The sequence below is a fragment of the Leeuwenhoekiella blandensis MED217 genome (assembly GCF_000152985.1).
Lineage (GTDB): Bacteria > Bacteroidota > Bacteroidia > Flavobacteriales > Flavobacteriaceae > Leeuwenhoekiella > Leeuwenhoekiella blandensis.
In genome coordinates this window covers 2,558,015-2,583,949 of record NZ_CH672395.1, presented here as the reverse complement: position 1 = coordinate 2,583,949, position 25,935 = coordinate 2,558,015, and the positions used below count along the sequence as shown (strand labels likewise).

Below are 25,935 nucleotides of genomic sequence, written 5' to 3'. Positions count from 1 at the left end.
AATTACTCATATCTTAAAGATTCTACAGGATCTAATTTGGCAGCTTTTAAGGCTGGGAATAATCCTGCGATAATTGCAACGATTAAAGTAACAGCAGTAGCTGCGAGCATCGCCATCCACGGTGTGGTAAAATTGAAATTAGCTACAGTCGATATCAATATACCAATACCTATTCCTAATATAATACCTAACAAACCTCCAAATTGACCTATCATAATTGTTTCCATCAGAAATTGACCGGCAATAATCGATTTTTTTGCACCTAAAGCTTTGCGAACACCAATCTCGCGCGTACGTTCGGTAACCGAAACAAGCATGATATTCATCAATGCGATCGATGATCCTAAAATGGTGATTAGGCTAATAATCCAGGCTGCAAGAGAGAGATATCCACTTATTTGTGAGATCTGATTAATGAGGTCATCACTTCGGCCGATGCCGAAGTTATTTTCTTCAACAGGAGCAAGTTTTCTAATGTTTCTGAAGGTTATAATGGCTTCGTCAAGAGCGCCGTCAAACATTTCTTTATCGTCAACTTTTACGCTCAACGCATAGTTGATATTAGCTTGAGTAAAAATAGAACGTGCGAGTTGGATAGGTATAATTACACGTAAATCCTGATTGTTTCCAAAAGTCGAACCTTTTTCTTCTAGAACACCAACGACCTTAAACTTTGCTCCGCGTATACTGATGGTTTGCCCAATAGGATTTACATTTTTTAGGAGCCCGTTTTTAAAATCGCTTCCCAGAATACACACGTTATTGTTGTTTTGAACATCAAACATCGTGAAGTTTCGACCTACATCGAGATCGAGTCCCGCATTGTCAAGAAAGTTTTCATTTGCACCTACAACGGTAACTTCAGGATCTGTATCTAGATTTTCATATTTAACTTCAGCCGAAGAAGTTCCTGTAAAAGAAACCGAGACTTGAGTAAACGGGTAGGTGTAGCGCTCTTCAAAATCTTTTACTTCGGTATAGCGAATTACAGGGTTGATTTTTTGTTTTTCTCCACTTCCGCGTCGGCGCGTGGTAAACTCATACCGCTGAATATTGAAGGTGTTGGCTCCCATAGAGGAAAAATCACTACTTATAGTGTTTTCCAGAGCTTTTACAAGACTTAAAATAGCCACGAGTGCAGTTATCCCTATAGCGATGATAACTACTGTGAGAATCGTTCTAAGCAATTGACTGCGTATAGAATCGTAGGCGATGCGAATATTTTCTCTAAATAAGGAGAACATAGATTTACCGGTTTGAACCAATAGGTCTACTAATGTCTAAAAATGTTACCGTTTTATAAAATTAAGCAGGACAAACCCTCAATTTTTAAGATATTTGCAGGCCCAATGCAATGGGCATTGGCTTTTATTATTAAATATACCGCAACACTACAAAAGAAATGGCTCAAAAACCCAGCATACCCAAAGGTACTCGCGATTTTTCACCTGAAGAAGTTTTAAGACGTAATTATATCATCAATACGTTGCGTTCAAATTTTGAGCTTTTTGGTTTTCAACCTATTGAGACGCCTTCTTTTGAGAATAGCAGCACCTTGATGGGGAAATATGGCGACGAAGGAGATCGTCTTATTTTCAAGATTTTGAATAGTGGCGATTATTTGAGCAAGGTAAATGATTCGGTTTATCAAGAGCGTGACAGTAATAAACTAACTTCTGAAATTTCAGAAAAAGCATTGCGCTATGACCTTACCGTGCCTTTTGCTCGTTATGTGGTACAGCATCAAAACGAGATAGAATTTCCTTTTAAGCGCTATCAGATTCAGCCGGTTTGGCGTGCAGATCGTCCGCAAAAGGGAAGATTTAGAGAGTTTTTTCAATGTGATGCAGATGCTGTAGGTTCAGATTCTTTATTGCAGGAAGTAGCCTTTGTGCAGTTGTATGATGCGGTTTTTACCGATTTAGGACTGAAGGGAACCACGGTTAAAATGAATAACCGAAAAATACTTTCAGGTCTTGCTGAAGCCATTGGTGCAGCAGATAAGCTCATCGATTTTACAGTCGCTTTAGATAAACTCGATAAGATAGGAGAAGAAGGTGTGATCAAAGAAATGCTTGCCAAAGGTATTTCTGAAGAAGCTATCACACGGGTAAAACCCATCTTCAATGTAAGCGGAACTTTTGCTGAAAAACTTGAACTGTTGAATCAGCTACTTGCGGATTCAGATGTGGGAAAACAAGGAATTGAAGAATTGGCGTATATCAATGATAAAATTGAAGCGCTCGGACTTACAACAGTCACTCTTGATCTTGATGTGACTTTAGCCCGCGGACTGAATTATTATACGGGGGCGATTTTTGAAGTTGCTGCTCCCGAAGGTGTAAAGATGGGAAGCATAGGAGGCGGTGGCCGTTATGATGATCTTACCGGGATTTTTGGATTGAAAAATATGAGTGGTGTTGGTATTTCTTTTGGTCTTGACCGTATTTATTTGGTGCTTGAAGAACTTGGTCTTTTTCCTGAGCAAGCGATTAAAGGAACCAAATTACTGTTCATAAATTTTGGCGAAGCAGAATCGCTGTATTGTTTGAAAGCGGTAAAAGCTTTACGCGAAGCAGGAATCACTTCAGAATTATATCCTGATGCTGCCAAAATGAAAAAGCAAATGTCACACGCAGATAAGCGCAATATTCAATTTGTAGTTTTAGCAGGAACACAAGAAATGGAAGAAGGGGTTTACACCTTAAAAAATATGAAAACAGGAGATCAAACGCGTGTTGATCTTGAAGGGTTGAAAGCAGCCCTAGCTTAAAAACCAAAATTGTTTCCAATAAAAAATCCCGAACATTAATTAATGTTCGGGATTTTTTATTGGCACTAGCACAAGAAGATTTATTCCTGTTCGATAGTTTTTGGTTTGTAATCAAACAATCCTTGTTCTTTTATTTGTTGAGCAATTCCCTTAGGAAGCATTTGTTCCCAACCTTCTTCTGAGTTAGAAATCATTTTAAGCACTTGACGCGAGAATACATTAAGAATATCTGGATTGTAATCTTCAATATCTACTACGCGACCGTTGTATTTAAAGAATTTATACAATTCTTTCATACGTGGATGCACTTTTAAGTTTTCACTGGTAAAGAATTCTCCAGTTTCAGGATCACGCATTGGATAGAGATACACGCGTAGATCTTTAAAGAATAATTTACCAAAAGCTTCTAGAATACCACCACTCAAGTGACGATAATAGGATTCGTCAAAAATATCGATCAGGTTGTTAACACCCATTGCGAGCCCCATACGCTCTTTGGTATAGCGAGAGAAATATTCAACAAGTCTGTAATATTCCTGAAAGTTAGAAATCATTACGGTATGTCCCAGATTACATAATAATCGGGCTCTGGCCATAAAATCTTCCTCATCGATCTCACCTTCAGCGCGCAGGTTAGAAAGGGTGATCTCAAAAATAACTTCGGTGTTTTCTTCTTTAACCCGATTTTCACTTAGAAAGATTTCCAGGGATTTTCGGTACATATCGGTGTTCACTTTAGTCACCGGTCTAAAACTTCCGCGCAGCGCAAGAATGTTTTTCTTATAAAGAATTTTAGCTGAAAGAATATTGTTGCCATCGGGGCCAAACATTACCGCATCGGTAAATCCGTTTTTCACGAGCTGTAAACTCATCAAGCGGTTGTCTACTTTAGAGAAAACCGGTCCCGAGAAGTTGATCATATCGATCTCGATTTGATCTTTATCGATATGGTCATAAAGGTAGCGTAGCAATTTTTTAGGCGAATCATATTTATAATATGCACCATAAATGAGGTTTACACCTAAGGTACCCAAGGTAAGCTGTTGCAAGCGTGCATCAGTCTCGTGAAAGCGTACGTGAAGGATTATCTCATTAAATTCTGCTTGTGGCTCTACTTGATATTTAATTCCTACCCAACCGTGACCTTTGTATTTTTTTGCAAAATCAATGGTCGCGACAGTATTAGCATAGGTAAAATAGATCTTATTAGGATGCTTCTCACGAGAAATTCTGTTTTCTAACAGATTGGTTTCGTGAGCCAGCATTTTTTTAAGTCTTGCCTCGGTAACGTAACGATGATCGTGTTCAACGCCGTAAACAGCGTCACTAAAATCTTTGTCGTAGGCAGACATCGCTTTAGCAATTGTTCCGCTTGCGCCTCCAGCTCTAAAAAAGTGTCGTACTGTTTCTTGACCGGCACCAATCTCGGCAAACGTACCGTAGATATTTTGGTTAAGATTTATTCGTAGGGCTTTATTATTTATCGACGGGATATTTTCAAACTCTCTATCACCTTGAATTGTGATTGGCATAGCACGTTTTTTATGGGTGAGTATTGGTTGTTTCCTTTGCGGGTTAAAGGTAACAAAATGGTAGGGCTTACAAAAAATTAAGTGTAGTTTTGTGCTAAATTTCACAGCTTTGAGAATCACCTTTTTAGGCACAGGTACATCACAAGGAATCCCCATCATTGGTAGCACACACCCGGTTTGCATGAGCACAGACCCCCGAGACAAACGTTTGCGGGTGTCAATTTTGATCGAATTTGAGGGTGCTAATTATGTCATAGATTGCGGTCCAGATTTTAGGCAACAAATGCTTTCAAATAAGGTTACTCATCTTGAGGCTTTATTGTTTACACACGAGCATGCAGATCATACTGCCGGTTTAGATGATATCAGACCCTTCTTTTTTAGACAAGGTGATATTCCCATTTATGCGCATCAACGGGTTCTAGATGAACTCAAAAAGCGTTTTGAATATATTTTTGAGACTGAAAACCGCTATCCCGGAGCTCCGGCTGTAGAGGTTTATGAGGTGACCAATAATGTTTCTTTTGAAATAAACGATCTACACGTGGAACCTGTAAATGTGATGCACGGAAAATTACAAGTCTTTGGCTATCGCTTTGGTAACTTTGCCTATTTAACCGATGTCAAAACCATTGCTGCGGAAGAGAAAGAAAAGCTAAGAGATCTCGACGTTTTGGTGGTGAACGCGTTGCGTGAAGAACCTCATTATTCTCACTTTAATTTAGAGGAAGCTTTAGCTTTTGTTGAAGAGATCAAACCGAAAAAAACCTATTTCACACATATAAGTCATCTGCTGGGCTTTCACGCAGAAGTTGAAAAGCAACTTCCAGAAAATGTACATCTGGCCTACGATGGTTTACAATTAGAACTTTAAGATTATGCGCAGAAATATATTTATGTACTTATTTTTATTTACCGCTTTATGGGTGGTTTTTCAGTATGTAAATTCAACAAAACTTTTTGAAGCTCAGGAGTCAAAAATTGCAAAGCTTGAATCACAACTCACCGCTGCCGATTCTTTAAATGCACTTAAAGAAAATGAAGGCACGCGCTATTTTCAATTGAACGGAAACGAGCATGCATATGCGTACTTTGATCGTTTTGGGATCGAAGTTGACGCTTTAGAATCTAAAATTGAAAGCGCTTTAATAAGTAAAAACACTGCTTCAGGAAATGCGCTTATTCCTTATGAAAATGCCACTGGTGTTTTCCAGATCAACAAAGTAGAAGTGCTCAACCACAAATGGGTAATCACCGATTTTAGTGATGGGAAACGCTGGGGCGAACTTATTTTACTCTATGATGTTTCAAAGGATGGTGAAATCACATTTGAAACACTTCAAAGTGTCATTTATCCTTAGTGCTTAAGCAGCCAATCTTTTAAATCGTAAAAATTTTGTGGTGCTACACCGTGGCCCACAGGGTATTCGTGAAGTTTTGCTTCAATACCTAAAGGTGTCAAATAGGACTGAATCTTACGAGCAGCTTCAACCGGAATAACTTGATCAACGGTACCATGCGAACTAAAAATAGATAGGTGCTCATACAGGCTTAAATCTGTCTTCGGTTCAATGATAGCTTCATTGATGTATCCGCTCAAAGCGATTACGTTTTTAATTTTTTCAGGATAGGTGAGTGCCACAGCATAACTTAAAATACAGCCTTGACTGAAACCCAATAGCGTGACATTAGAGCCGTCGAGGTCATACGCTGTCACAACTTCATCTATAAACTTTTTAATGAGTTCACGCGCTTCAATCGCTTCCTCGTCATCAGACCATTTACCATTAGAAGCATCCCAGTGTATCGTGTACCACGCATTGCCATAAGGTTGCATAGGCATTGGAGCTTTTGCTGAAATCACAAAATATTCCTCAGGTAACTCCGGAGCAAAAGAAAAAAGGTCTTGCTCATTACTGCCATAACCGTGCAATAGTAACAGCAGCGGAGGCTTATTTTCTGAAGCCTTTTTGGGTTTTTGTATAAGATGTTCTAATGATAGTTGTGCCATATTATTCGATAAAAGTGAACCATTTTTGATACCATTTTCCAAGAATCGGTACCGGTACGATGTTTCCTTGCACAGCGTTTACAAAGCCATATCCCCAAAGAATGAAAATAAAAACGTAGAAACCAATGGAGGCCGGCCAGCTGTTTAAATAGGAGACTAAAAAGCCCAATGCAAAAAAGGTGAGAAAAACACCAAATGCTTGGCGAATATGAAAACGCGCAAATGAATTTTTGGGTTCCATATTCATAAAAATAGCGATGATAGTTCCTAACATAGTTAGATAAGAAACTATGGCTGTGGTTTTACCTTGTTTTACGTCTTCAAGAGTCATTATGATGCTATAAATTGGTTGTTGGCAAAAATGCCATAAACTTTTCCTTTTAATTGAGCTCCTAAGAAAGCAGAGTTCTTAGATTTTGAGCGTATGTCTTCTTTCCCAAATACCGAAGTTCCATTTGCTGTAAATAAACTAAGGTTTGCAGGTTGCCCTATTTTTATTTTTGATGTTGTACCTGTAAAACGTTCGCTACCGGCAGTAAGCAATTTAACTGCTCTTTCTTCTGAAACTAAAGTCAATAGAGCGCCTAGAGTTGCTTCTTGGGCGATCGTACCAAATTTTGCGTGATCAAACTCAAGCTTTTTCAATTCAATATCAAGCGGATTGTGATCACTTGTAACCATATCTATCGTGCCCTCTTTTATTGCTGCGATTAAGGCCTGGCGATCGGTTTCGGTGCGTAACGGCGGTAAGACTTTGTAACGGGTGTCAAAATCTTCAAGAACTTCTTCGGTATAAAATAGATTAGCAATAGCCACGCTACAGGTTACATCAAGACCTTTGGCTTTTGCCTCTTTAATAAGAGCAACACTTTGCGCAGTAGAAATGGTTGGGATATGTAATTTTCCGCCGGTATATTCTAAAATATACAGGTCACGCGCTACCTGAATATGTTCAGAAAGAGCGGGAATTCCTTTAAGACCGAGTTTAATGGCTGTTTCTCCTTCATTTGCAACCCCTTTTATGATCAAATCATTTTCTTGCGGAAAAGAAAGTACGAGTCCGTCAAATCCTTGCGCATATTGCAAAGCAATTTTAATAAGATTCGGGTTGCTTATCGAATGTTGGTAATCGCCAAAAGCGACAGCGCCAGCTTGTTGCATGTCATACAATTCTGCCAAGTCTGTGCCTTCTGCATTGCGGGTGAGCGCACCTATAGGATACAGCGCAACCGCATTCCCAGCGGCTTTGTTTTTTAAAAATGAAACTGCAGCATTCGTATCAGTTACTGGTAACGTATTCGGGTTTACAGCAATTGAAGTAAAACCACTTTTAGCGGCTACTTTGAGTCCGTTAAGTATGGTCTCGCGCTCTTCATATCCCGGTTCACCAATGCTTACACTACTATCGAACCAACCGGCAGAAACGATAAGGTTTTCAAACTGAAGTTGTTCTTCTCCGTTTTTGGGATCAAGACTTGACGCGATTTCGGTTATGATTCCGTTTTCAATCCTGATATCGACTTGATTTCCGTGGTGTTCGTTACTCTCGTCTAGGAGGGTTGCCTGAGTGATGCGTGCGTTCATTTAAACAGTTTTAGTATGAGCATTTCGGCAAGAAATGCAAGCAGAGCAAAAATAACAAACCATTTGTAAAGTAAATTAAGATTTGTGTCTTGTTCTAGCTTATTAAAAAGATTAGGGATTGTTGTATTTTCTGTAGATACAAGAGCAGCGTTTTCGGTTAATACGCTTTCAGCACGCGCATAATTAAACGCCACAACGGCTAGTGTGTCTTGTTTCGATTTTAGAGCATAAAGCCCATCTTCTACGATGCCGTCTTGCGTAGAAATGCTTATTTTCTGCCCCTGTCTTTGTTGCATAGGGATTAAAGAATTTCCGTTTTTCTCTAGTGTTAAAACGGCATCCTGTGGTAGTGAAGTGCTAAACTCAAACGTATTCTTGCTGTTGATCGTATAGTGTGTTTGAGGTAGTTGAAGCGCTTCTAAAGCGATCTTGTCGAATGTAGGCACGATAAGTTGACCATTAATAAAATTGCTGTTTGTTAATGATAAGCTACTCGTAAATACAAAGAGTTTGTTGCTTTCAGCTAAAAACGGACGCTTATTTTCTAAGCTCAAAATCGCATCTGAAGTCTCTAACGGAAAATAGCCTTCTACCTGATGTGTTTGCAAATTGGTAGACCTGCCTGTGAATACATTTTTATAAAGTGGATGGTCAAAATTTATTGTGGAGATGCGTTGTGGAGTTGCCTCTAAATTTTTAAAGCCACTTAGACCAAAGGTGTTGAGTAGCTTGTTATAGGCGCTAGGATTAATCGAAGTGTTTGGAATTAAAATCAATGTTCCGCCGTCTTGTGTGTGTTGTTGTAATAAATTGATTAACGCCTGCGGAATTGTTTTAGGCTCATTTAAAATGATCAAATTCTGATCAGAAAGTAAGCTATAATCCAGTTGGTTTTCTGCTACTCCGGTATACTGAAATTCTTCACTTTGATACAAACGCTGTAAAAATGCATCACTTGCATTGGAAATAGCTAAAACCTTCAGCGGTTCTGTTTTATTAATACTGAAATAAAAGTTGTTGTCAAATTTTAGATGAGGATCTGTAATACTTAACCTTCCTTCAACAGCTTCATCGGAGTCTATTTGAAAATTGATTATGGCTTGATAACTATCTTCAAACTTAGCAGATCCTTTAGCAATAAGTTCGTTTTTATTAAAGAGAGAAACCGGTATATCTGTCGTTGTCTTTTGGTTGCTTTTTACAAAAACCTCAAGGTCATAATTGTTACCTGCACGCTGTAAACTGATACTATCCAACGCGTAATTTTCTAACGAAGTTGGAACCAATTTTACGAGGTACAGTGCATTTTCGGTACTGTCAGTAACAGCACTCCATTCAGCGTCTTGAAAATCGGAAATCAATAAAAGTTGCTTTGCTGTTTGGGTATTTGAAAAAAGGTTGTTGAGTTTTAAAAGCAAATTTTGTGGTGTACTCGAGGTCGCAGCAAAGTCTAGCTCTAGAAGTTCGTTGCGGTCTGCGACGGGATTAAAATCTCGCAATACATCATCCCAAGTTGCTATGGTATAATTTTCATCTTTAGAAAGGTTGGCCAACACATCTTGTTTCGCTTCGGTAAGTAAATCACCTTTCTTACCGGTGGCTTGCATACTGAACGAATTATCAATAAAGATCAGGGTTTCTCGAGACTGAAGCGCAAGATTAGTTGCAGGAATATAAGGGCCTGCAAAGGCAATGACGAGGCACGCGATCGCGAGTAGGCGCGTAGCGAGGATTAACCATTTTTTTAACGAGCTGCTTTTACGCGTATTTTGAATTACAGTTTCAAGAAAGGCAACGTTTGTAAAAGGCGTTTTTTTGAAGCGTCTTAGCTGAAATAAATGAATTAAAATAGGAATTACCAGAAGGAAAAGGGCGTAAAGAATTTCTGGATTTTTAAACAGCATAAACAACTACGTTTCGGTCTTAACGAAAGTACAAGTTTTCAGAATTATTGAATTGCAATTTTAAGCTTATTTCAATTTATTTTTGCAAATCTGAGGTATCAACTTCCGGACCGCTAATGAGTGTTGGGATGTCACTTTTTCTAGCGGTGAATTTAAAGGTGCTTCCTTTGCCTTCTTCAGAAGTGACGCTTATGCTTCCACCTAGATTAGCAACCAATTTTTTAACTGTAGAAAGACCGATACCATTACCACGATTTCCGTTTTTGTCTTTGGAAGCTACAATAGAAAAAAGGTCAAAAATTTTATTGATCTTATCTTTTGGAATCCCGATTCCGTTATCGATGATTTCAAAAAGGTAAAATTCTTCATTTTCATCAAAAGTGACAGTAATTACAGGTTCTTCTTTGTCATTATATTTGATGCTGTTGCCTAATAAATTGATGAAAATTTGATGTAAGGCCAAGCGATTGCATGAGATAACGTGGTTGGCTTCGGGTAGATTGATGACTGTTTTATAATCGTGATTGAGTACATCTTCGATCTCTTCAAGAAGATCGTGTATGTCAAATGATTCTCGCTGATCAATCGTGAGATTGTCACTCTCGTAATGCTGCAAAATACCGCTGATGTATTCGCTTAAAGAAAAGGAAGAACTTTTTAAGTAATTAAGGTAGTCTAAGCCTTTTTCGTCTAGAAGCTCTTTATATTTAGCTTTTAAGATATCTGTTGTTGTGATGATATTTGCTAGCGGCATTTTCATATCGTGCGAAACGACTCCGGCAAATTCTTTAAGTAAGCTGTTCTTTTTTAAAAGGTTCTCCTGTAAAGCTTTATTTTCAATATTCTGACGACGCAATTCAAACAGATTGACTACTTGATGTGCGAGCGCGATAAGTGTGCTTATTTGATTTTCATCCAATTCACGTGGCTCGTGGTCAAAAACACATAAGGTACCTAAAGCGTGTCCACCTTTATCCACCAGAGGAACGCCCGCATAAAAAATCGCTTTAGTGTCACCGGTAACGAGTGGGTTGTTTTTAAAACGCTCATCTTCCCGCGCATCTGGAATAATAAAAATAGGATCATGTGTTTGAATAGCGTGTGTACAAAACGAAATTTCACGAGGAGATTCATTAAAAGGAACTCCGTAATGCGATTTTAGAAAATTACGGTTGTAGTCAAGCATTGTAATCAATGCAATGGGAGTACCGCAGATGAAAGATGCAATCTGAGTAATGTTATCGTAACTTTTTTCGGGTAGGGTTCCTACTAACTTGTAAGAATCTACAGCCTCTTGCCGTTTTTTTTCGTCTATTTTTATCATCTTTTCCAGAAAGTAAATATAGTAATTTGACCTTATAAGTAGTCCTACTTTTTTTCGGTAAAGATTAAAAATAGAAGCTCAGGAAAAAACTTGATTTGGCATTTTGCTTTAAAATAGATCCTTCTCAAAAGCACTGAGTCCAAATAGTGCAAAATCATATTTTACAGGATCTTGTGGGTCTAATTTTCTTAATTGTTTATCCAGTTCGGCCAAAGCGATAGCATCATTCTGCTTGCGTTTTAACAAACCTAATTGTCTTGCTACACGACCAGAATGTACATCTAAAGGGCAGGAGAGTAGCGCAGGTTTTAGTGATGGCCATATTCCAAAGTCAACCCCTGCTGCATTAGGTCTTACCATCCATCTTAGGTACATATTGATACGCTTAGCAGCTGATTTTTTCAGTGGATCGCTCACGTGTTTCTGTGTGCGTGGTAAATGTTCGACTTCAAAAAAGTGCTTTTTAAAATGATGAATTGCAGTTTGCAGTTCATTATTCAAAGCATAGCTATTAAAGACCGCTTCAATACCTTCATAATTTGTGTAGATATGACGTAAGGCCTTAATAAATGTCATCAGATCTGTACCATTAAACGTTCGATGCACGAAAGGCAATACACGTTCGAGATCACTTTCGGTATGATTCATCACAAAATCAAATGGAGCATTTTCAAGTAATGCTACGAGTTGATTACCATTTTTAATGATGCTTTTGCGGTTACCCCAGGCGATAGTAGCAACCAAAAAGCCTATGATCTCAATATCTTCTTTTTTACTGAATTGATGCGGAATCTGAATAGGATCTGTGCCTATAAACTTTGGACTTTCATAGAGCGCAGCCTTTTCATCTAAAAATTCTTTGAGTTCGCTTTTTTTTAGTCTAAGAGATGATTTTGCCATCTATCATGGTGAGTTTACGATCTGCCATTGTTGCTAGATCTTCATTATGTGTAACAATTACAAAGGTTTGATTATAGGTGTCACGAAGCTTAAAAAATAATTGGTGCAGATTCTCTGCAGACTCACTATCGAGATTTCCTGAAGGCTCATCGGCGAGAATTAATGCGGGTTCATTGATTAGCGAACGCGCGACAGCAACACGTTGTTGTTCACCTCCTGAAAGTGCGCCGGGCTTATGATTTATACGATGACCAAGGCCTAAAAAATCTAAAAGTTCTTTTGCCTTTGCTTCGGCTTCTTCTTTACTTTTTTTAGCAATATACGCCGGAATACATACATTCTCTAATGCTGTAAATTCTGGCAGAAGTTGATGAAACTGAAAAATAAATCCAATATTTAAGTTGCGAAATTTACTCAGCTCTTTTTCGTTAAGGTCTGCGATTTGAGTATCGTTGATGAAAAGATTAGTCGCTTTGTTTTTATCGGCGTAATCTAGTGTACCTAAAATTTGAAGGAGTGTGGTTTTTCCGGCGCCACTTGCACCCACGACCGAAACTACTTCGCCATCTTTAATTTCAAGATCAACACCTTTCAAGACTTGGACATCTCCATAGGATTTATAAATATTTTCAGCTTTAATCATAATATATGCAATGCAATTAAATGTAAGCTAGCCGGTATGTTTTCGACTAGTATGCTGCCTTTTACTGTTTAATAATCTCAGATATTTCAGCAATAGGTTTCAAAGATACTACAGTGTAAAAGATTTGCGTCTTCACGTGTGCTATTTGTTTTTTGTTTAATGATTTGTCTAAATGTATTAACAAAAGGTTAAACAGTATCTGAGTTAAGATTCAGATTATAAATTTGCTAAGCTATGAATGAAAAATTAGAAAAAGCCACTTTTGCCAACGGATGCTTCTGGTGTACAGAAGCCGTGTTTCAGCGGTTTAAAGGAGTTTACAATGTGATGAGTGGTTATACCGGTGGGACGATTAAAAATCCACCGTATCGCGAGGTATGTCAAGGAAGAACGGGACACGCAGAAGGAATTCAGTTTGATTTTAACCCTGAAATCATTTCTTATAAGGATTTGCTGCAGGTGTTTTTTACTACACACGATCCAACTACATTAAATCGTCAAGGCAATGATGTGGGAACACAATATCGAAGTGCGATTTTTTACCATACCGAAGAACAGCGGCAACTTGCAGAGCAGTATATTGCTTACTTAGAAGAACAACAGGTTTTTGAGTCTAATATTGTCACCGAAGTGACACCGGAAAAACCATTTTATAACGCTGAAGAAGAGCATCATTCGTTCTATAATAATCATACTGAGCAAGGGTATTGTCAGTTTATAATAAATCCTAAAGTCAACAAAATAAAGAAGCTATACCAAGATAAATTGCAAGAGGTGTATCTTTAATCAAAACCTATATTTATGGCTCCATACAGACAATTTGAAGAGTATAATATCGATGTCAAAGAAGACGTGAAAGATCGCTATAAGGCGATTATCACAGATCTGGGCGAAGATGTAACCCGTGAAGGTATCGTAAAAACTCCGGAGCGCGCTGCTAAGGCAATGATGTATTTAACCAGCGGTTATGACATGGATGCAAGTGAGATTCTCAAAGGAGCTATGTTTAAAGAAGATTACAGAGAAATGGTAATCGTTAAAAACATTGAATTATATTCTCTGTGTGAGCACCACTTACTACCATTTTTTGGAAAAGCACATATCGCTTATATACCAGACGGTCATATCGTAGGTTTAAGCAAACTTCCTCGCGTTGTTGATGTATTTTCTAGAAGATTGCAGGTACAAGAGCGTTTGACCCATGATATTTTAGAATGTATCAATAATACACTCAAACCACAAGGAGTCGCGGTAGTGATCGAAGCTTCACATATGTGTATGATGATGCGCGGAGTTCAAAAACAAAATTCAACAACTACAACCTCAGGGTTTAGAGGGCAATTTGAACATAATGAAACGCGCAATGAGTTTTTAAAACTCATAGGTTCTGATTTGGGATAGTTTGGCAAGTTATTTGCTCTATTAAAAGTAAAATTTAAACGATGAAGACCTTAAATTATAATTTACTTTTAAAAGGCTTATTTTTTGATGCAGTTGGAATGCTCACCATGGCGATCCCGGTAATTGGGCCTTTTTTAGATTTAGCTTGGGCTCCCGTGGCGGCTAAGCAGATGACTAAGATGTATCCTGGAAGAAAAGGCAAATTTGCCTCAATTTTAGTTTTTGTAGAAGAGATTTTACCGTTTACAGATGTCATTCCTTCATTTACGTTGATGTGGGCTTATACCTTTCTTCTAAAACCTCAATCAGAGCGTAAGTTGAAAACAATTCCTATTAAAATTAATAACTAATAAAACTAAAAAATGGTGCTTTTAAGCACCATTTTTTAGTTCTTCGATTAAGATCTCTAATGCCCAGTCTCTAGCTTCGGTGAAATTTTTGAATGCCTTAAAAGGTTTCTTGAAAAATATGCGCTCAATTTGTACACTTGAAATTCCTAATGGGCTTTGGGTCACAACGGCCATAGCACTGAAATTCTTTTTCTTTGATAAATTGATGTAGATAAGTGGGTTTACACTATAGGAATTATCTCTTATAGAAATATAGGCATAGGGTTCGTCTCTGTAATGCTGAACGCAGGCCTCGTATATTTCTTGAGCTGCAGACTCATCAATTGAAATTTCAGGACGCATTTTACCTATCGCAATTTGACCTTCAAAATGAAGGGTACCTACACTGAGCTCTATCATCTCCAATCACCGTTAAAGTTTGTTTATGGGAATGTAGTGATTATAAGTGTATTAAACCTAAAAAGTCGCCAAGTTGGCGACTTTTTAGGTTTAATGAGCGATTGACAGTCTTAAGACTGAGCAGAATTCTCAGTCTTCTCAATTTTTATAGTCAACTCTTCTTTATCGTCTTCAAGATCCATAAAAATGCGATCACCTTCGGTTATTTTGGAGGAGATAATCTCTTCAGCAAGTGCATCTTCAATATACTTTTGAATGGCACGCTTTAAAGGTCGAGCACCATATTCTTTATCAAAACCTTTATCGCTAATAAAGTCTTTTGCTTTATCACTTAAAGTCAAGTGATATCCTAAAGTTTCTATGCGCTGATAAAGCTTTTTAAGCTCGATATCGATGATTTTATGTATTTCTTTACGATCTAGCGCATTAAATACGATTACATCATCAACACGATTTAAGAATTCTGGAGCAAATGCCTTTTTGAGCGCTTGTTGGATTACACCTTTAGCATTCTCTTCAGCTTGTTCTTTACGCGCTGCAGTACCAAAACCTACACCTTGACCAAAGTCTTTAAGTTTACGAGCACCTATGTTTGAAGTCATAATAATTACAGTGTTTCTAAAATCGATTTTACGACCTAAAGAATCTGTGATATAACCATCATCAAGTACTTGTAACAACATATTGAATACGTCAGGATGTGCCTTCTCAATTTCGTCAAGTAGAATTACAGAATATGGTTTTCTACGTACTTTTTCAGTAAGCTGACCACCTTCTTCATAACCCACGTATCCCGGAGGTGCACCGATTAAGCGAGATATAGCAAATTTTTCCATATACTCACTCATATCGATTCGTACTAAAGAATCTTCGTTGTCAAACAATTCAGTAGCTAGAATTTTTGCAAGTTGCGTTTTACCTACACCTGTCTGGCCTAAGAAAATAAAAGAACCTATGGGTTTATGCGGGTCTTTTAAACCGGCTCGGTTTCGCTGAATAGCTTTTGCCACTTTAGCAACCGCTTCATCTTGACCAATTACTTTTGATTTAATAGACTTAGGCAACTCAGCAAGTTTATTACTTTCTGTTTTTGCAATTCGGTTTACCGGAATTCCAGACATCATAGAAACCACATCAGCAACGTTATCTTCGGTCACTGTTTCTTTATGCTGTTTAGAATCTTCTTCCCAGTTTTGCTGTGCTACAGCCAGTTCTTTTTCAAGATTCTTCTCATCATCGCGCAGTTTTGCAGCTTCTTCGTATTTCTGTTTTTTAACTACAGAATTTTTACGCTCACGTACTTCTTCTAATTGGCGTTCTAAATCAAGAATTTTCTTCGGAACATCAATATTCACAATATGCACCCGCGATCCTGCCTCATCCAAAGCATCAATAGCTTTGTCCGGAAGAAAGCGATCTGTCATATATCTATTAGTAAGCGTAACACAAGCTTTTATCGCCTCGTCGGTATAGGATACATTATGATGATCTTCATATTTATCCTTAATGTTATTCAGGATTTCTATGGTTTCCTCAATATTCGTAGGCTCAACAATCACCTTTTGAAAACGACGCTCAAGCGCACCATCTTTCTCAATGTATTGTCTATACTCGTCTAGCGTTGTTGCTCCAATGCATTGAATTTCGCCACGTGCCAAAGCAGGTTTAAACATATTGCTCGCATCAAGCGATCCTGTTGCACCACCTGCACCAACAATAGTATGAATTTCATCAATGAATAAAATAATGTCTGAATTTTTCTCTAATTCATTCATCACTGCTTTCATACGCTCTTCAAACTGACCGCGATATTTGGTTCCTGCAACTAAGCTTGCAAGATCCAGCGTCACAACACGCTTGTCAAAAAGAATACGTGATACTTTTCGCTTAACAATTCGCAAAGCAAGACCTTCGGCAATGGCAGATTTACCAACACCCGGCTCACCGATAAGTAGCGGATTGTTTTTCTTACGTCTACTCAAAATTTGAGAAACACGCTCGATTTCTTTTTCTCGTCCCACTACAGGATCTAGTTTATCATCTTCGGCAAGTGCGGTAAGATCGCGCCCGAAGTTGTCTAGAACTGGAGTTTTCGATTTTTTGTTTGATTTATTTCCCGGAGCATTAAAAGGATTTTCTTTAGACGAATCTGCAGTACTATCATCTTCGCTAAACGATTCACTTTTTATTGGCTCTATATAATCGTCATCACTAGTCATCATAAGTTTGAATTGATCTTTTACATTGTCATAATCTACTTTGAGTTTATTGAGCAATTTGGTCGTAGGATCGTTCTCATTGCGTAAAACACAAAGTAAAAGATGCGCTGTGTTAATAGAAGAACTTTGAAAAAGTTTTGCTTCTAAAAAAGTTGTTTTTAAAGCACGCTCGGCTTGTCTGGTAAGATGTAGGTTTTTCTTCTCATTGCTGGAAATTCCTGATCCCGGATTCGCCGGACTCAAAATTTCTACCTTGCGCCTTAAATGGCTAAGGTCTACATCTAGCGCCTGAAGAATTTCGATCGCTTTACCGCTTCCGTCACGTAGAAGGCCTAACATTAAATGTTCGGTTCCTATAAAATCGTGGCCCAAACGTAAAGCTTCTTCTTTACTATAGGCAATTACATCTTTAACTCGGGGTGAAAAATTATCATCCATAAACGCTCCTCTCTTTATCTTAGGTTTTTGGTATTAGTAGGTCAAAAACCGTTCCGTTGATTACTTTGTAAGTAAATTGACAAAATTACTTTCAAAGACACAATGGAAGTTAAGCATACTTATTAAAAACCAAAATTAATTTTTGTTAATAAAAACCAGCTTAGCTTATTTGCGCAGCCTCCTAAAACAGACAAGAAAACCGTATATTGCCCCTTACTGTTTAAACCACAATTAAAGATTAAAATATATGGCTGAAGGAGAGAAGTTAATTCCTATCAACATTGAAGATGAAATGAAATCAGCCTACATTGATTATTCAATGTCGGTCATCGTGTCACGTGCGTTGCCAGATGTGCGAGACGGTTTGAAGCCTGTACATAGACGTGTTTTGTTTGGAATGCATGAACTAGGTGTTCGGTCAAACTCTGCACATAAAAAGTCTGCGAGAATTGTAGGAGAGGTACTTGGTAAATATCACCCTCACGGGGATACATCAGTTTACGATACTATGGTGCGTATGGCACAGGAGTGGAGTTTACGCTATATGCTGGTAGATGGTCAAGGAAACTTTGGTTCTGTAGATGGTGATAGCCCGGCGGCGATGCGATATACAGAGGCGCGTATGCGCAAGATTTCAGAAGAAATGCTTGCCGATATAGATAAAGATACGGTAGATCACACCCTAAACTTTGACGATACTTTAAAAGAACCTACCGTACTTCCTACGCGTATTCCGGGACTTTTAGTAAACGGAGCTTCGGGTATTGCTGTGGGTATGGCAACCAATATGCCACCACACAACCTTACTGAAGTTGTAAACGGGACCATCGCATATATCGAAAACAACGACATCGAAATAGACGAGTTGATGCAGCATATCACAGCTCCAGATTTTCCGACAGGAGGAACTATCTATGGCTATGACGGTGTGCGTGAGGCTTTTAAAACTGGAAGAGGTCGTGTTGTATTACGCGCCAAAGCGATCATCGAAGAAGTAAAGGGAAGAGAGTGTATCATCGTTAGCGAGATTCCATATCAGGTGAACAAAGCCGATATGATTAAGAAAACCGCAGATCTTGTAAATGAAAAGAAGATCGACGGTATTGCTTCAATACGTGATGAGTCTGACCGTAAAGGAATGCGTATCGTTTATGTTCTTAAGCGTGACGCCATCCCTAACATTGTTCTTAATACCTTATTTAAATATACTGCGCTGCAGTCTTCTTTCAGTGTGAACAATATTGCATTGGTGAAAGGAAGACCAGAAATGTTGAATCTAAAAGATATGATTCATCATTTCGTAGATCACCGTCATGAGGTGGTTGTACGCCGTACCGAATATGAGCTTAAAAAAGCTGAAGATCGTGCGCATATTTTAGAAGGTCTTATCATCGCGTCAGATAATATTGACGAAGTGATTGCTTTGATACGTGCAAGTAGTAATGCTGAGGAAGCCCGTCAAAAATTGATCGATCGTTTTGAATTGACTGAAATTCAAGCCCGAGCGATTGTTGAAATGCGTTTAAGACAGCTTACCGGTCTCGAGCAAGATAAACTACGTGAAGAGTACGAGGAGCTCTTAAAAACGATTGAAGATTTGAAGGATATTCTAGCGCGCAAAGAGCGTCGTATGGATATCATCAAAGAAGAGCTCGAAGAAATTAGAGCTAAATATGGTGATGAACGTCGTACAGATATTGATATTGCCGGCGGTGATGTTAGTATCACAGACCTGATTCCTGATGAGAAAGTTGTTCTTACGATTTCTCACGCAGGTTACGTGAAGCGCACTTCCCTAATGGAATATAAAACTCAGAATAGAGGAGGGGTTGGACAAAAAGGTTCTACTACGCGTAATGAAGATTTCTTAGAACATCTGTTTGTAGGAACAAACCATCAGTATTTGATTTTCTTTACTGAAAAAGGAAAATGTTTCTGGGTACGTGTTTTTGAAATTCCGGAAGGAAGCAAAACTTCAAAAGGACGCGCAATCCAAAACTTGATCAATATCGAGCCAGATGATAAAGTAAAAGCCTTTATCTGTACCAATGACCTAAAAGACGAGGAATACATCAACAGTCATTATGTCATTATGGCGACCAAAAAAGGTCAGGTTAAGAAAACTTCTCTTGAGCAATACTCACGACCACGAACTAATGGAATCAACGCGATTACTATTAAGGAGGGTGATGAATTGCTCGCTGCAAAATTAACCACCGGAGATAGCCAAGTGATGCTTGCAGTCAAATCTGGTAAAGCGATTCGCTTTGAAGAAGAGAAGACTAGACCTATGGGTAGAAACGCTTCTGGTGTGCGTGGCATAACTCTTGCAGATGATAATGACGAAGTGATCGGCATGGTCGCTGTAAACGATCCTGAGTCTAATGTTCTTGTAGTTTCAGAAAACGGCTATGGTAAGCGTTCTTTAGTTGAAGACTATCGAGTGACTAACCGAGGAGGTAAGGGAGTTAAAACAATTTCTGTTACCGAAAAAACCGGAAATCTTGTAGCAATCAACAATGTTACAGATGAAGATGATCTTATGATCATTAATAAGTCTGGAATCGCAATTAGAATGGAAGTTTCAGAATTGCGAGTTATGGGCCGTGCTACACAAGGTGTACGACTTATTAATCTTAAGAAGGGAGACACAATTGCTGCTGTAACTAAGGTTAAAAAGGATGAGGATGATATTGAAGGGGATGATACTGAAGATATCGTGACTGATGAAAACGCACCAGAAACACCAAATGTTGAAAAACCTTCTTCTGACGAAGAAGAATAAATAAAGTCGAATATTAATAAAAATCAATAATGAAAACTAAATCTTTATTGCTTGCAGCCCTATCATTTACTGCAGTAACCTTTGCGCAGAAAAGGGAAATCAGATCTGCGGAAAAAACTGTAGATGATGAAAATTATGCTGAAGCACAAACTGAAATCGCCGCTGTTGAAAGTATGATGGGCGAGATGGATGAAAAAGAAAAAGAATATTACTACTTTGTAAAAGGACGTGCATTTCTTGGTGGAGAAAATAACAAGAATGCAGACGAACTTTTAAAAGCGATGGAAGCTTTTAATCAAGTTTTTGAATACAACGAAGGAGATAAATATGGCGAAGAAGCTACGCAATATAAGCAGACTGCTATGAACGCTATTATCTCTTCTGCTGTAGATGATCAAAATGCACAGAAATATGCTCCTGCAGCAGACAAGCTTTACAAATTGTATACTTTAACTCCAAAGGATACTTCTTATCTTTATTTTGCAGCTTCAAATGCAGTGAATGGTCAAGACTACGATACTGCTCTTGATTATTACGGGCAGCTTAAAGATTTGGGCTACACCGGTATTGAGACTAAATACACTGCTAAGAATAAAGAGAGTGGTGAGGTAGAGAGTTTCCCTTCAAAGCAACAACGTGATCTTTTTGTAAAATCTGGTTCTCACGAAGATCCTAAAGTTGAGGTTACTGAGTCTCGCGCAGGTGAGATTGCAAAAAACATTGCGCTTATATATATTCAAGAAGGGAAGAATGAGGAAGCTTTAGAAGCGATTAAAGACGCTTTGGCTGCAAATCCTGATGATGATGCATTATTGCGCTCTGCAGCAGATGTATATCTTAAAATGGGAATGACAGATGAGTATGAAGCTGCATTACAAAAGGTAATCGAGAAAGATCCTAATAATCCTGGTTTGTATTTTAACCTTGGTGTAGGTGCTGCTGATGCTGGTAATACTGAGAAAGCGCTTGGCTATTACAAAAAAGCTTTGGAGATCGATCCTGATTATGCCGGAGCAAATCTTAACATCGCTGCATTGATGCTAGGTAAAGACAAAGAGATTATTGAGCAAATGAACTCTTTAGGAAATACTAAGGCAGATAATGATAAGTATGAAGAGCTTAAAGAAGAGCGCTTACAATTATACAAAGATGCTGTTCCTTATTTAGAGAAAGCTACTGCTGGTGAGAATCCAAATATTGAAGCGATAAGAACTTTATATAACATCCATATTCAGTTAGGGAATACTGAAGAAGCTGAAGCTTACAAAGCGAAGCTTGATGCAATGCAAGGTTAATTTTTAGCAAGTTTTAAACTTCTATAAAAGAAAAGTCCGATTCATTTTGAATCGGACTTTTTTTGTTTAATTCTAATTAAGAGACAGAATCTAATTATTCTGTTCGGTCGTATTTTTCCATATAACGTTTCCAAAGCTCAGTTTGATGTGATTCTAAACTGATGCTTCTTCCGTTGATGAATGCGTGCGTAAGGTTGTTTCCTTTCATTTCTAAAGCATTTCCCGTGCTTACAAAGAAGGTTGCATCCTTTCCATTTTCAAGTGTTCCTACCTGATCACTCATTCCTAAGATTTCAGCTGCATTTTTAGTGATCAACTGTAATGCATCTTCAAAGCTTAAACCGTGAGCAGTTGTTTGACCTGCGTAAAAAGGCGTGTTACGTGCTTCCCAATACTCTCCGCTGTTCCCTAGAGCAACCTTAACACCAGCTTCAACAAGGGTTGCAGCCATTTTAAAAGAGATGTTGTAGTCGTCATCTTCAGCTTCAGGTAAACTATGTACACGAGCAAGAATTACCGGTACATCAGCTTTGGCGATCTCATCTGCAACTTTATACGCGCGATAAGCTCCTACAAGTACAAGCTTGTCGATATTCATTTCTTCTTTAAACTTAAGAACATCAAGGATTTCCTTTTCAGAATCAACGTGTACATAGAGATTTTGACTTCCGTCTAAAACACCTTGCATAGCTGCAAAAGGTAAGTTCTTAATAGAAGAATCGCCCGCTTCGTATGCCGCAGATTGACTCATGAAATCTTTAATTTCTGTGATGTTAGACGCGTACTCTTTATTTGGGCTGTAACCTGCATCTTCACCTAACCACCAGCGACCACGTCTAAAACTATTGGGCCAGTTTAAGTGAATTCCGTCGCCGCGCTTAATGGCAGCATCTTCCCAATTCCAAGCATCTAGTTGTACCACAGATGACTCTCCAGAGATCGTACCCCCTTGAGGAACCGTTTGTGCGAGCAGCACACCGTTAGGGCGCATACTTTCAACAACTTTTGATTCTGCATTATAAGCTACAATAGCTTCAATATGCGGGTTGTACTCCCCAATTTCATCCTGATCTTCTGTTGCGCGTACCGCTTCAATTTCAATCAAACCTAGCTTGGTGTCTAGCGCGATGAAGCTTGGGTAGACGTGTTGTCCATCAATTTTGATGATCTCTCCTTTAAGAGGTCGCTTTGTTGTAGTCGCATCATAAACACCAACGATCTTTCCGTCTGTGATGAAAATCAGACTGTTTTCAATAACCTCTCCATTTCCAATATGGGCAACACCGCCGGTAAGCGTTATGTCACCTTTTTGAACCGGAGCAGGAGTTTGCTGTGCTTGCAGCGAAAGGACTGCAAAAAATAATAGTATATATAATTTTTTAAATGTCTTCATTCTAGTATAGTGTTTCTAAAGTGTCACAATCTAAACGCTGTTTTTCGTTCTTCTTAGCAGGCTGCGTTTTAAGACCTTTATTTTTGGCGCCAAGCATCATCGTAGAAAGCTTATTCTTTTTAGCTTCAACCTTTTCTTTCAGTTCTTTATCGGTTTCAATGTCGAAATAAACAACACCTTCAACCATTGTCTTTTCAGCAACTGCACTTACAGACATCGGATAGGTTGACCAAAGCACTAAATCTGCATCTTTTCCTTCTTTAATACTACCGGTACGGTCATCAATATGAAGCATTTTTGCAGGGTTAAGTGTGACAAACTTCCAGGCTTCTTCTTCTGGTACGCCACCATATTTCATAGTCTTAGCAGCTTCCTGATTCAATCTACGGCTCATTTCGGCATCATCACTGTTGATACCGGTAAGTACACCTTGGCTCCACATAATAGCCGCATTGTACGGTATAGCATCGTTCACTTCATACTTGTACGCCCACCAGTCGCTAAATGTTGAACCGGCAACACCGTGTTCTTGCATCTTATCAGCTACTTTATAACCTTCAAGAATATGTGTGAATGTGTTAATTCTAAAGTCGAAACTTTCAGCTACTTTCATAAGCATATTGATTTCACTTTGAACATAAGAATGCGAAGTGATAAAGCGATCTGCGTTTAAGATTTCGACAAGCGTTTCCATCTCGTAATCTGTACGATACGGCTCGCCGCTATTTTTCTTAGCCTCATATTCTTTAGCACGCTGAAAATAATCTGTGAACATTTGCTGAACCCCCATACGCGTCTGTGGGAATCTGCTGTAGCTGCCCCAGTTTGATTGCTTTACGTTCTCACCCAAGGCAAATTTGATAAACTTGGCATCATCAAGAACCATCTCATCGATGCTAGAACCCCATTTAAGTTTCATCACAGCTGATTGACCTCCAATAGGATTTGCTGAACCGTGTAAGAGTTGAATGGTGGTAACTCCGCCTGCAAGGTCTCTGTAGATATCTATGTCATCAGGATTAACCGCATCTTTCATACGAACCTCTGCAGATGAGTTTTGACCGGACTCATTAATAGAAAATGCAGCAATATGAGAATGCTCGTCAATAATACCACTGGTTAAATGCTTACCAGTCGCATCAACAACTTTTGCCCCACCGGCGCTTAGTCCTTTACCTACTTTGGCAATTTTACCATTCTTCACAAGTACATCAGTTTCTTCTAAAATACCTGCTTCTTCATTAGTCCAAACCGTAGCATTTTTAAACAGAATTGTTTCAGCCTCCGGTTTTTCTTCATAGCCGTAAGCCACGTTAGGATAGGTAAGCGGCATCACTTCTGGAGCAACTTCTTCTTTGTCATCGTCTTCTTTTTCTTCCTCTTCCGTTTCGGTTGAAGGTTTTTTCGAAATATTAAAAGAAGTCTCAGAACCATCAGGTAAGATTGCTTTACCGCTCCAAGGCGTATTTGGACTTACTTGTGCAATGACACGTGTATACTCTTTTTTATCGGCGTCACCTGTAAAAGTAACATTCAACCAACCATCATTGTAAGCTACTTTAGAACCGAGTTTTGTCTCACCATCCTTCACAGTTACCGAAGGTCTTTCTGTAGATTTTGAGATGGTCATATCATAAGATTTACCACCGGTATTTAAGGTATAGCTTCCATCAATGTCGATTATCGAAGCATCTTTGATTACATTTTGAGAACCTTGAACCCAGTTTTCGTAAAGAATTGTTTCCTCTTCAAAAAGTTCTCCTGAAGTGATTAAAAAGTTAGCCCAAGCATTAGGCGAAAGTGTTCCCAACTCTTCTGACTTTCCTAATAATTGAGCAGGAATAGTAGTCAACGCAGCTAGAGCGGTTTCTTTATCAAGACCATACTTAAACGCTTTTTTCAACATAGAAGAAAGCATTCCCGGAGACTTCAAACCATTAGAAGTAATAGCAAAGGTTAGTCCTGCCTCGTCTAGTTTTGCCGGGTTGGTAGGCGCTTGGTTCCATTCAAGCATTTGGCTTAAGCTTACAAAATCTGCTTGATACGGATCTTCAACATCATAAGCATCCTGAAAATTAATAGGAATAATATACGAAGCGCCGGTAGCTTTAACCTCGCCAATACGCTTATACTCATCACCACCACCTACGATGATAAAAGGTACTCCGGTTTCTTTAGATAAACTCGCGATGCGCAAATCATCATAAAGACCTTCACCATAAAAGATTTGTGGAAGATCCATATTTGCATTTAGCGCCTCTAGTGAAAGATCTCTAGTGTCAACATTGCCACCAGCATACCATTCTGCATCTTCAAAAACCTGACGGATAAGAGCAGTGGAACCCATTACAGAAGATGGATACGATTGCTGCGAAAGGTTACTCTTATTGAATGAAAAGAATTGTGCAGATCGAGTATCAAGAAGACGCTCTGCTGTATTTCCTTCAGAATTTAGAGCGACGAGAATTCCGTTTCCTCGTGCAAGACCATCTGCCATATGCGTACTTACCGCACCAAAACCGGCTTCAACCAAATCTTTTGCAGCTTTATTATCATACTTGAACGCATCAAGAGCATTGGTTTCTGCTCGTATATGATCGTTCCAATAATAGCCTTCACGTGTTGCTTCATATTGCGGACTGCGACCACCAAAGGAGCGTTCTGGTGTTTTAACACCAAAAGTAGAATAGGCTTCTACAAAAGAAGGATAAACGTGTTTCCCTTCCAGATCAATTACCACAGCATTTTTTGGGCTGTCTACTGATTTTCCTACAGATACAATCTTACCGTCTTTGATAAGCAAACTTCCGTTTGAAATCGTTTTACCTGGAGAAAGATGCAAGGTTGCATTTTTGAATAGGGTGTAGTTTGTGTTGATAGATTTTACTCCATCGTTTACCGGATAATATTCCTGCGCTGAAACCATACAGAACATGAATAATAACCATCCGGTGAAGAATAGTTTTTTGTTCATAATTTAACTT

The 25,935-nt window shown here is 38.7% G+C and carries 21 protein-coding genes; 8 read left to right on the top strand and 13 right to left on the bottom strand.

All coding sequences use genetic code 11. The annotated features are described in order from the left end of the window. Nucleotides 1-2: 2 nt before the first annotated feature. Nucleotides 3-1,244: an ABC transporter permease gene (locus tag MED217_RS11140; RefSeq protein WP_009780623.1), complete on the bottom strand. Its 1,242-nt coding sequence runs from the start codon at nucleotides 1,242-1,244 to the stop codon at nucleotides 3-5. 158 nt (nucleotides 1,245-1,402) lie between these two features. On the opposite strand from MED217_RS11140, the gene hisS reads away from it, so the two are divergent. Next, a complete protein-coding gene (gene hisS / locus MED217_RS11135; protein WP_009780622.1) occupies nucleotides 1,403-2,773 on the top strand; it encodes a histidine--tRNA ligase in 1,371 nt (456 codons plus the stop codon). 80 nt (nucleotides 2,774-2,853) lie between these two features. Here hisS and MED217_RS11130 read toward each other — a convergent pair whose 3' ends face one another. Continuing rightward, entirely contained in the window at nucleotides 2,854-4,305 is a 1,452-nt protein-coding gene (locus MED217_RS11130; protein ID WP_040532776.1) for a hypothetical protein, read from the bottom strand. Nucleotides 4,306-4,414: 109 nt separating this feature from the next. On the opposite strand from MED217_RS11130, the gene MED217_RS11125 reads away from it, so the two are divergent. Next, on the top strand, nucleotides 4,415-5,179 hold the full coding sequence (locus tag MED217_RS11125) for an MBL fold metallo-hydrolase (protein ID WP_040532773.1): 765 nt from the start codon (nucleotides 4,415-4,417) through the stop codon (nucleotides 5,177-5,179). A gap of 4 nt (nucleotides 5,180-5,183) precedes the next feature. After that, nucleotides 5,184-5,666, top strand: coding sequence for a hypothetical protein (locus MED217_RS11120; RefSeq protein WP_009780619.1), 483 nt, complete (start codon nucleotides 5,184-5,186; stop codon nucleotides 5,664-5,666). Here MED217_RS11120 and MED217_RS11115 read toward each other — a convergent pair. From MED217_RS11115 to MED217_RS11085, 7 genes are all read right to left on the bottom strand, one after another. Continuing rightward, a complete protein-coding gene (locus MED217_RS11115) occupies nucleotides 5,663-6,316 on the bottom strand; it encodes an alpha/beta hydrolase (RefSeq protein WP_009780618.1) in 654 nt (217 codons plus the stop codon). The two genes, MED217_RS11120 and MED217_RS11115, sit on opposite strands and share 4 nt — an antisense overlap. Nucleotide 6,317: 1 nt before the next feature. Continuing rightward, on the bottom strand, nucleotides 6,318-6,647 hold the full coding sequence (locus MED217_RS11110) for a DUF4870 domain-containing protein (RefSeq protein WP_009780617.1): 330 nt from the start codon (nucleotides 6,645-6,647) through the stop codon (nucleotides 6,318-6,320). Further along, complete coding sequence (locus MED217_RS11105) at nucleotides 6,647-7,900, bottom strand: dihydroorotase (RefSeq protein ID WP_009780616.1); 1,254 nt, start codon at nucleotides 7,898-7,900, stop codon at nucleotides 6,647-6,649. Before MED217_RS11105 ends, MED217_RS11110 begins: the two co-directional genes overlap by 1 nt. Further along, complete coding sequence (locus MED217_RS11100; RefSeq protein WP_009780615.1) at nucleotides 7,897-9,804, bottom strand: BatA domain-containing protein; 1,908 nt, start codon at nucleotides 9,802-9,804, stop codon at nucleotides 7,897-7,899. Before MED217_RS11100 ends, MED217_RS11105 begins: the two co-directional genes overlap by 4 nt. Nucleotides 9,805-9,880: 76 nt before the next feature. Continuing rightward, nucleotides 9,881-11,128, bottom strand: coding sequence for a sensor histidine kinase (locus MED217_RS11095; RefSeq protein WP_009780614.1), 1,248 nt, complete (start codon nucleotides 11,126-11,128; stop codon nucleotides 9,881-9,883). A gap of 108 nt (nucleotides 11,129-11,236) precedes the next feature. Next, on the bottom strand, nucleotides 11,237-12,028 hold the full coding sequence (locus MED217_RS11090) for a TIGR02757 family protein (protein WP_009780613.1): 792 nt from the start codon (nucleotides 12,026-12,028) through the stop codon (nucleotides 11,237-11,239). Continuing rightward, complete coding sequence (locus MED217_RS11085; RefSeq protein WP_009780612.1) at nucleotides 12,009-12,671, bottom strand: ABC transporter ATP-binding protein; 663 nt, start codon at nucleotides 12,669-12,671, stop codon at nucleotides 12,009-12,011. The genes MED217_RS11090 and MED217_RS11085 overlap by 20 nt, the downstream gene beginning before the upstream one ends. A gap of 234 nt (nucleotides 12,672-12,905) precedes the next feature. On the opposite strand from MED217_RS11085, the gene msrA reads away from it, so the two are divergent. The 3 genes from msrA to MED217_RS11070 are packed head-to-tail and all read left to right on the top strand — an operon-like array spanning nucleotide 12,906 to nucleotide 14,422. Beyond that, nucleotides 12,906-13,457, top strand: coding sequence for a peptide-methionine (S)-S-oxide reductase MsrA (msrA, locus tag MED217_RS11080; RefSeq protein WP_009780611.1), 552 nt, complete (start codon nucleotides 12,906-12,908; stop codon nucleotides 13,455-13,457). A gap of 15 nt (nucleotides 13,458-13,472) precedes the next feature. Continuing rightward, nucleotides 13,473-14,072 (top strand): GTP cyclohydrolase I FolE, encoded by a 600-nt coding sequence (gene folE / locus MED217_RS11075; RefSeq protein ID WP_009780610.1) that lies wholly within the window; start codon nucleotides 13,473-13,475, stop codon nucleotides 14,070-14,072. 41 nt (nucleotides 14,073-14,113) lie between these two features. Further along, on the top strand, nucleotides 14,114-14,422 hold the full coding sequence (locus tag MED217_RS11070) for a hypothetical protein (RefSeq protein ID WP_009780609.1): 309 nt from the start codon (nucleotides 14,114-14,116) through the stop codon (nucleotides 14,420-14,422). Nucleotides 14,423-14,443: 21 nt separating this feature from the next. Here the strand turns inward: MED217_RS11070 and MED217_RS11065 are convergent, their stop codons facing one another. Both MED217_RS11065 and MED217_RS11060 read right to left on the bottom strand, forming a co-directional pair. Continuing rightward, entirely contained in the window at nucleotides 14,444-14,821 is a 378-nt protein-coding gene (locus MED217_RS11065; RefSeq protein WP_009780608.1) for a GTP cyclohydrolase I, read from the bottom strand. 110 nt (nucleotides 14,822-14,931) lie between these two features. Further along, nucleotides 14,932-17,478, bottom strand: coding sequence for an ATP-dependent Clp protease ATP-binding subunit (locus MED217_RS11060; RefSeq protein WP_009780607.1), 2,547 nt, complete (start codon nucleotides 17,476-17,478; stop codon nucleotides 14,932-14,934). A gap of 247 nt (nucleotides 17,479-17,725) precedes the next feature. Here MED217_RS11060 and gyrA point away from each other — a divergent pair, with 247 nt between their 5' ends. Next, on the top strand, nucleotides 17,726-20,263 hold the full coding sequence (gene gyrA / locus MED217_RS11055) for a DNA gyrase subunit A (RefSeq protein ID WP_009780606.1): 2,538 nt from the start codon (nucleotides 17,726-17,728) through the stop codon (nucleotides 20,261-20,263). 29 nt (nucleotides 20,264-20,292) lie between these two features. Beyond that, nucleotides 20,293-21,558, top strand: a complete 1,266-nt coding sequence (locus tag MED217_RS11050) for a tetratricopeptide repeat protein (RefSeq protein WP_009780605.1) — start codon at nucleotides 20,293-20,295, stop codon at nucleotides 21,556-21,558. Between the two features lie 94 nt (nucleotides 21,559-21,652). On the opposite strand, the gene MED217_RS11045 is transcribed toward MED217_RS11050, so the two are convergent. Beyond that, entirely contained in the window at nucleotides 21,653-22,951 is a 1,299-nt protein-coding gene (locus MED217_RS11045) for an amidohydrolase family protein (protein ID WP_009780604.1), read from the bottom strand. A 1-nt stretch (nucleotide 22,952) separates the two neighbouring features. After that, nucleotides 22,953-25,925 carry an amidohydrolase family protein gene (locus MED217_RS11040; protein ID WP_040532769.1) on the bottom strand — a complete coding sequence of 991 codons (2,973 nt, stop codon included), beginning with the start codon at nucleotides 25,923-25,925 and terminating at the stop codon, nucleotides 22,953-22,955. Between the last annotated feature and the right edge of the window lie 10 nt (nucleotides 25,926-25,935).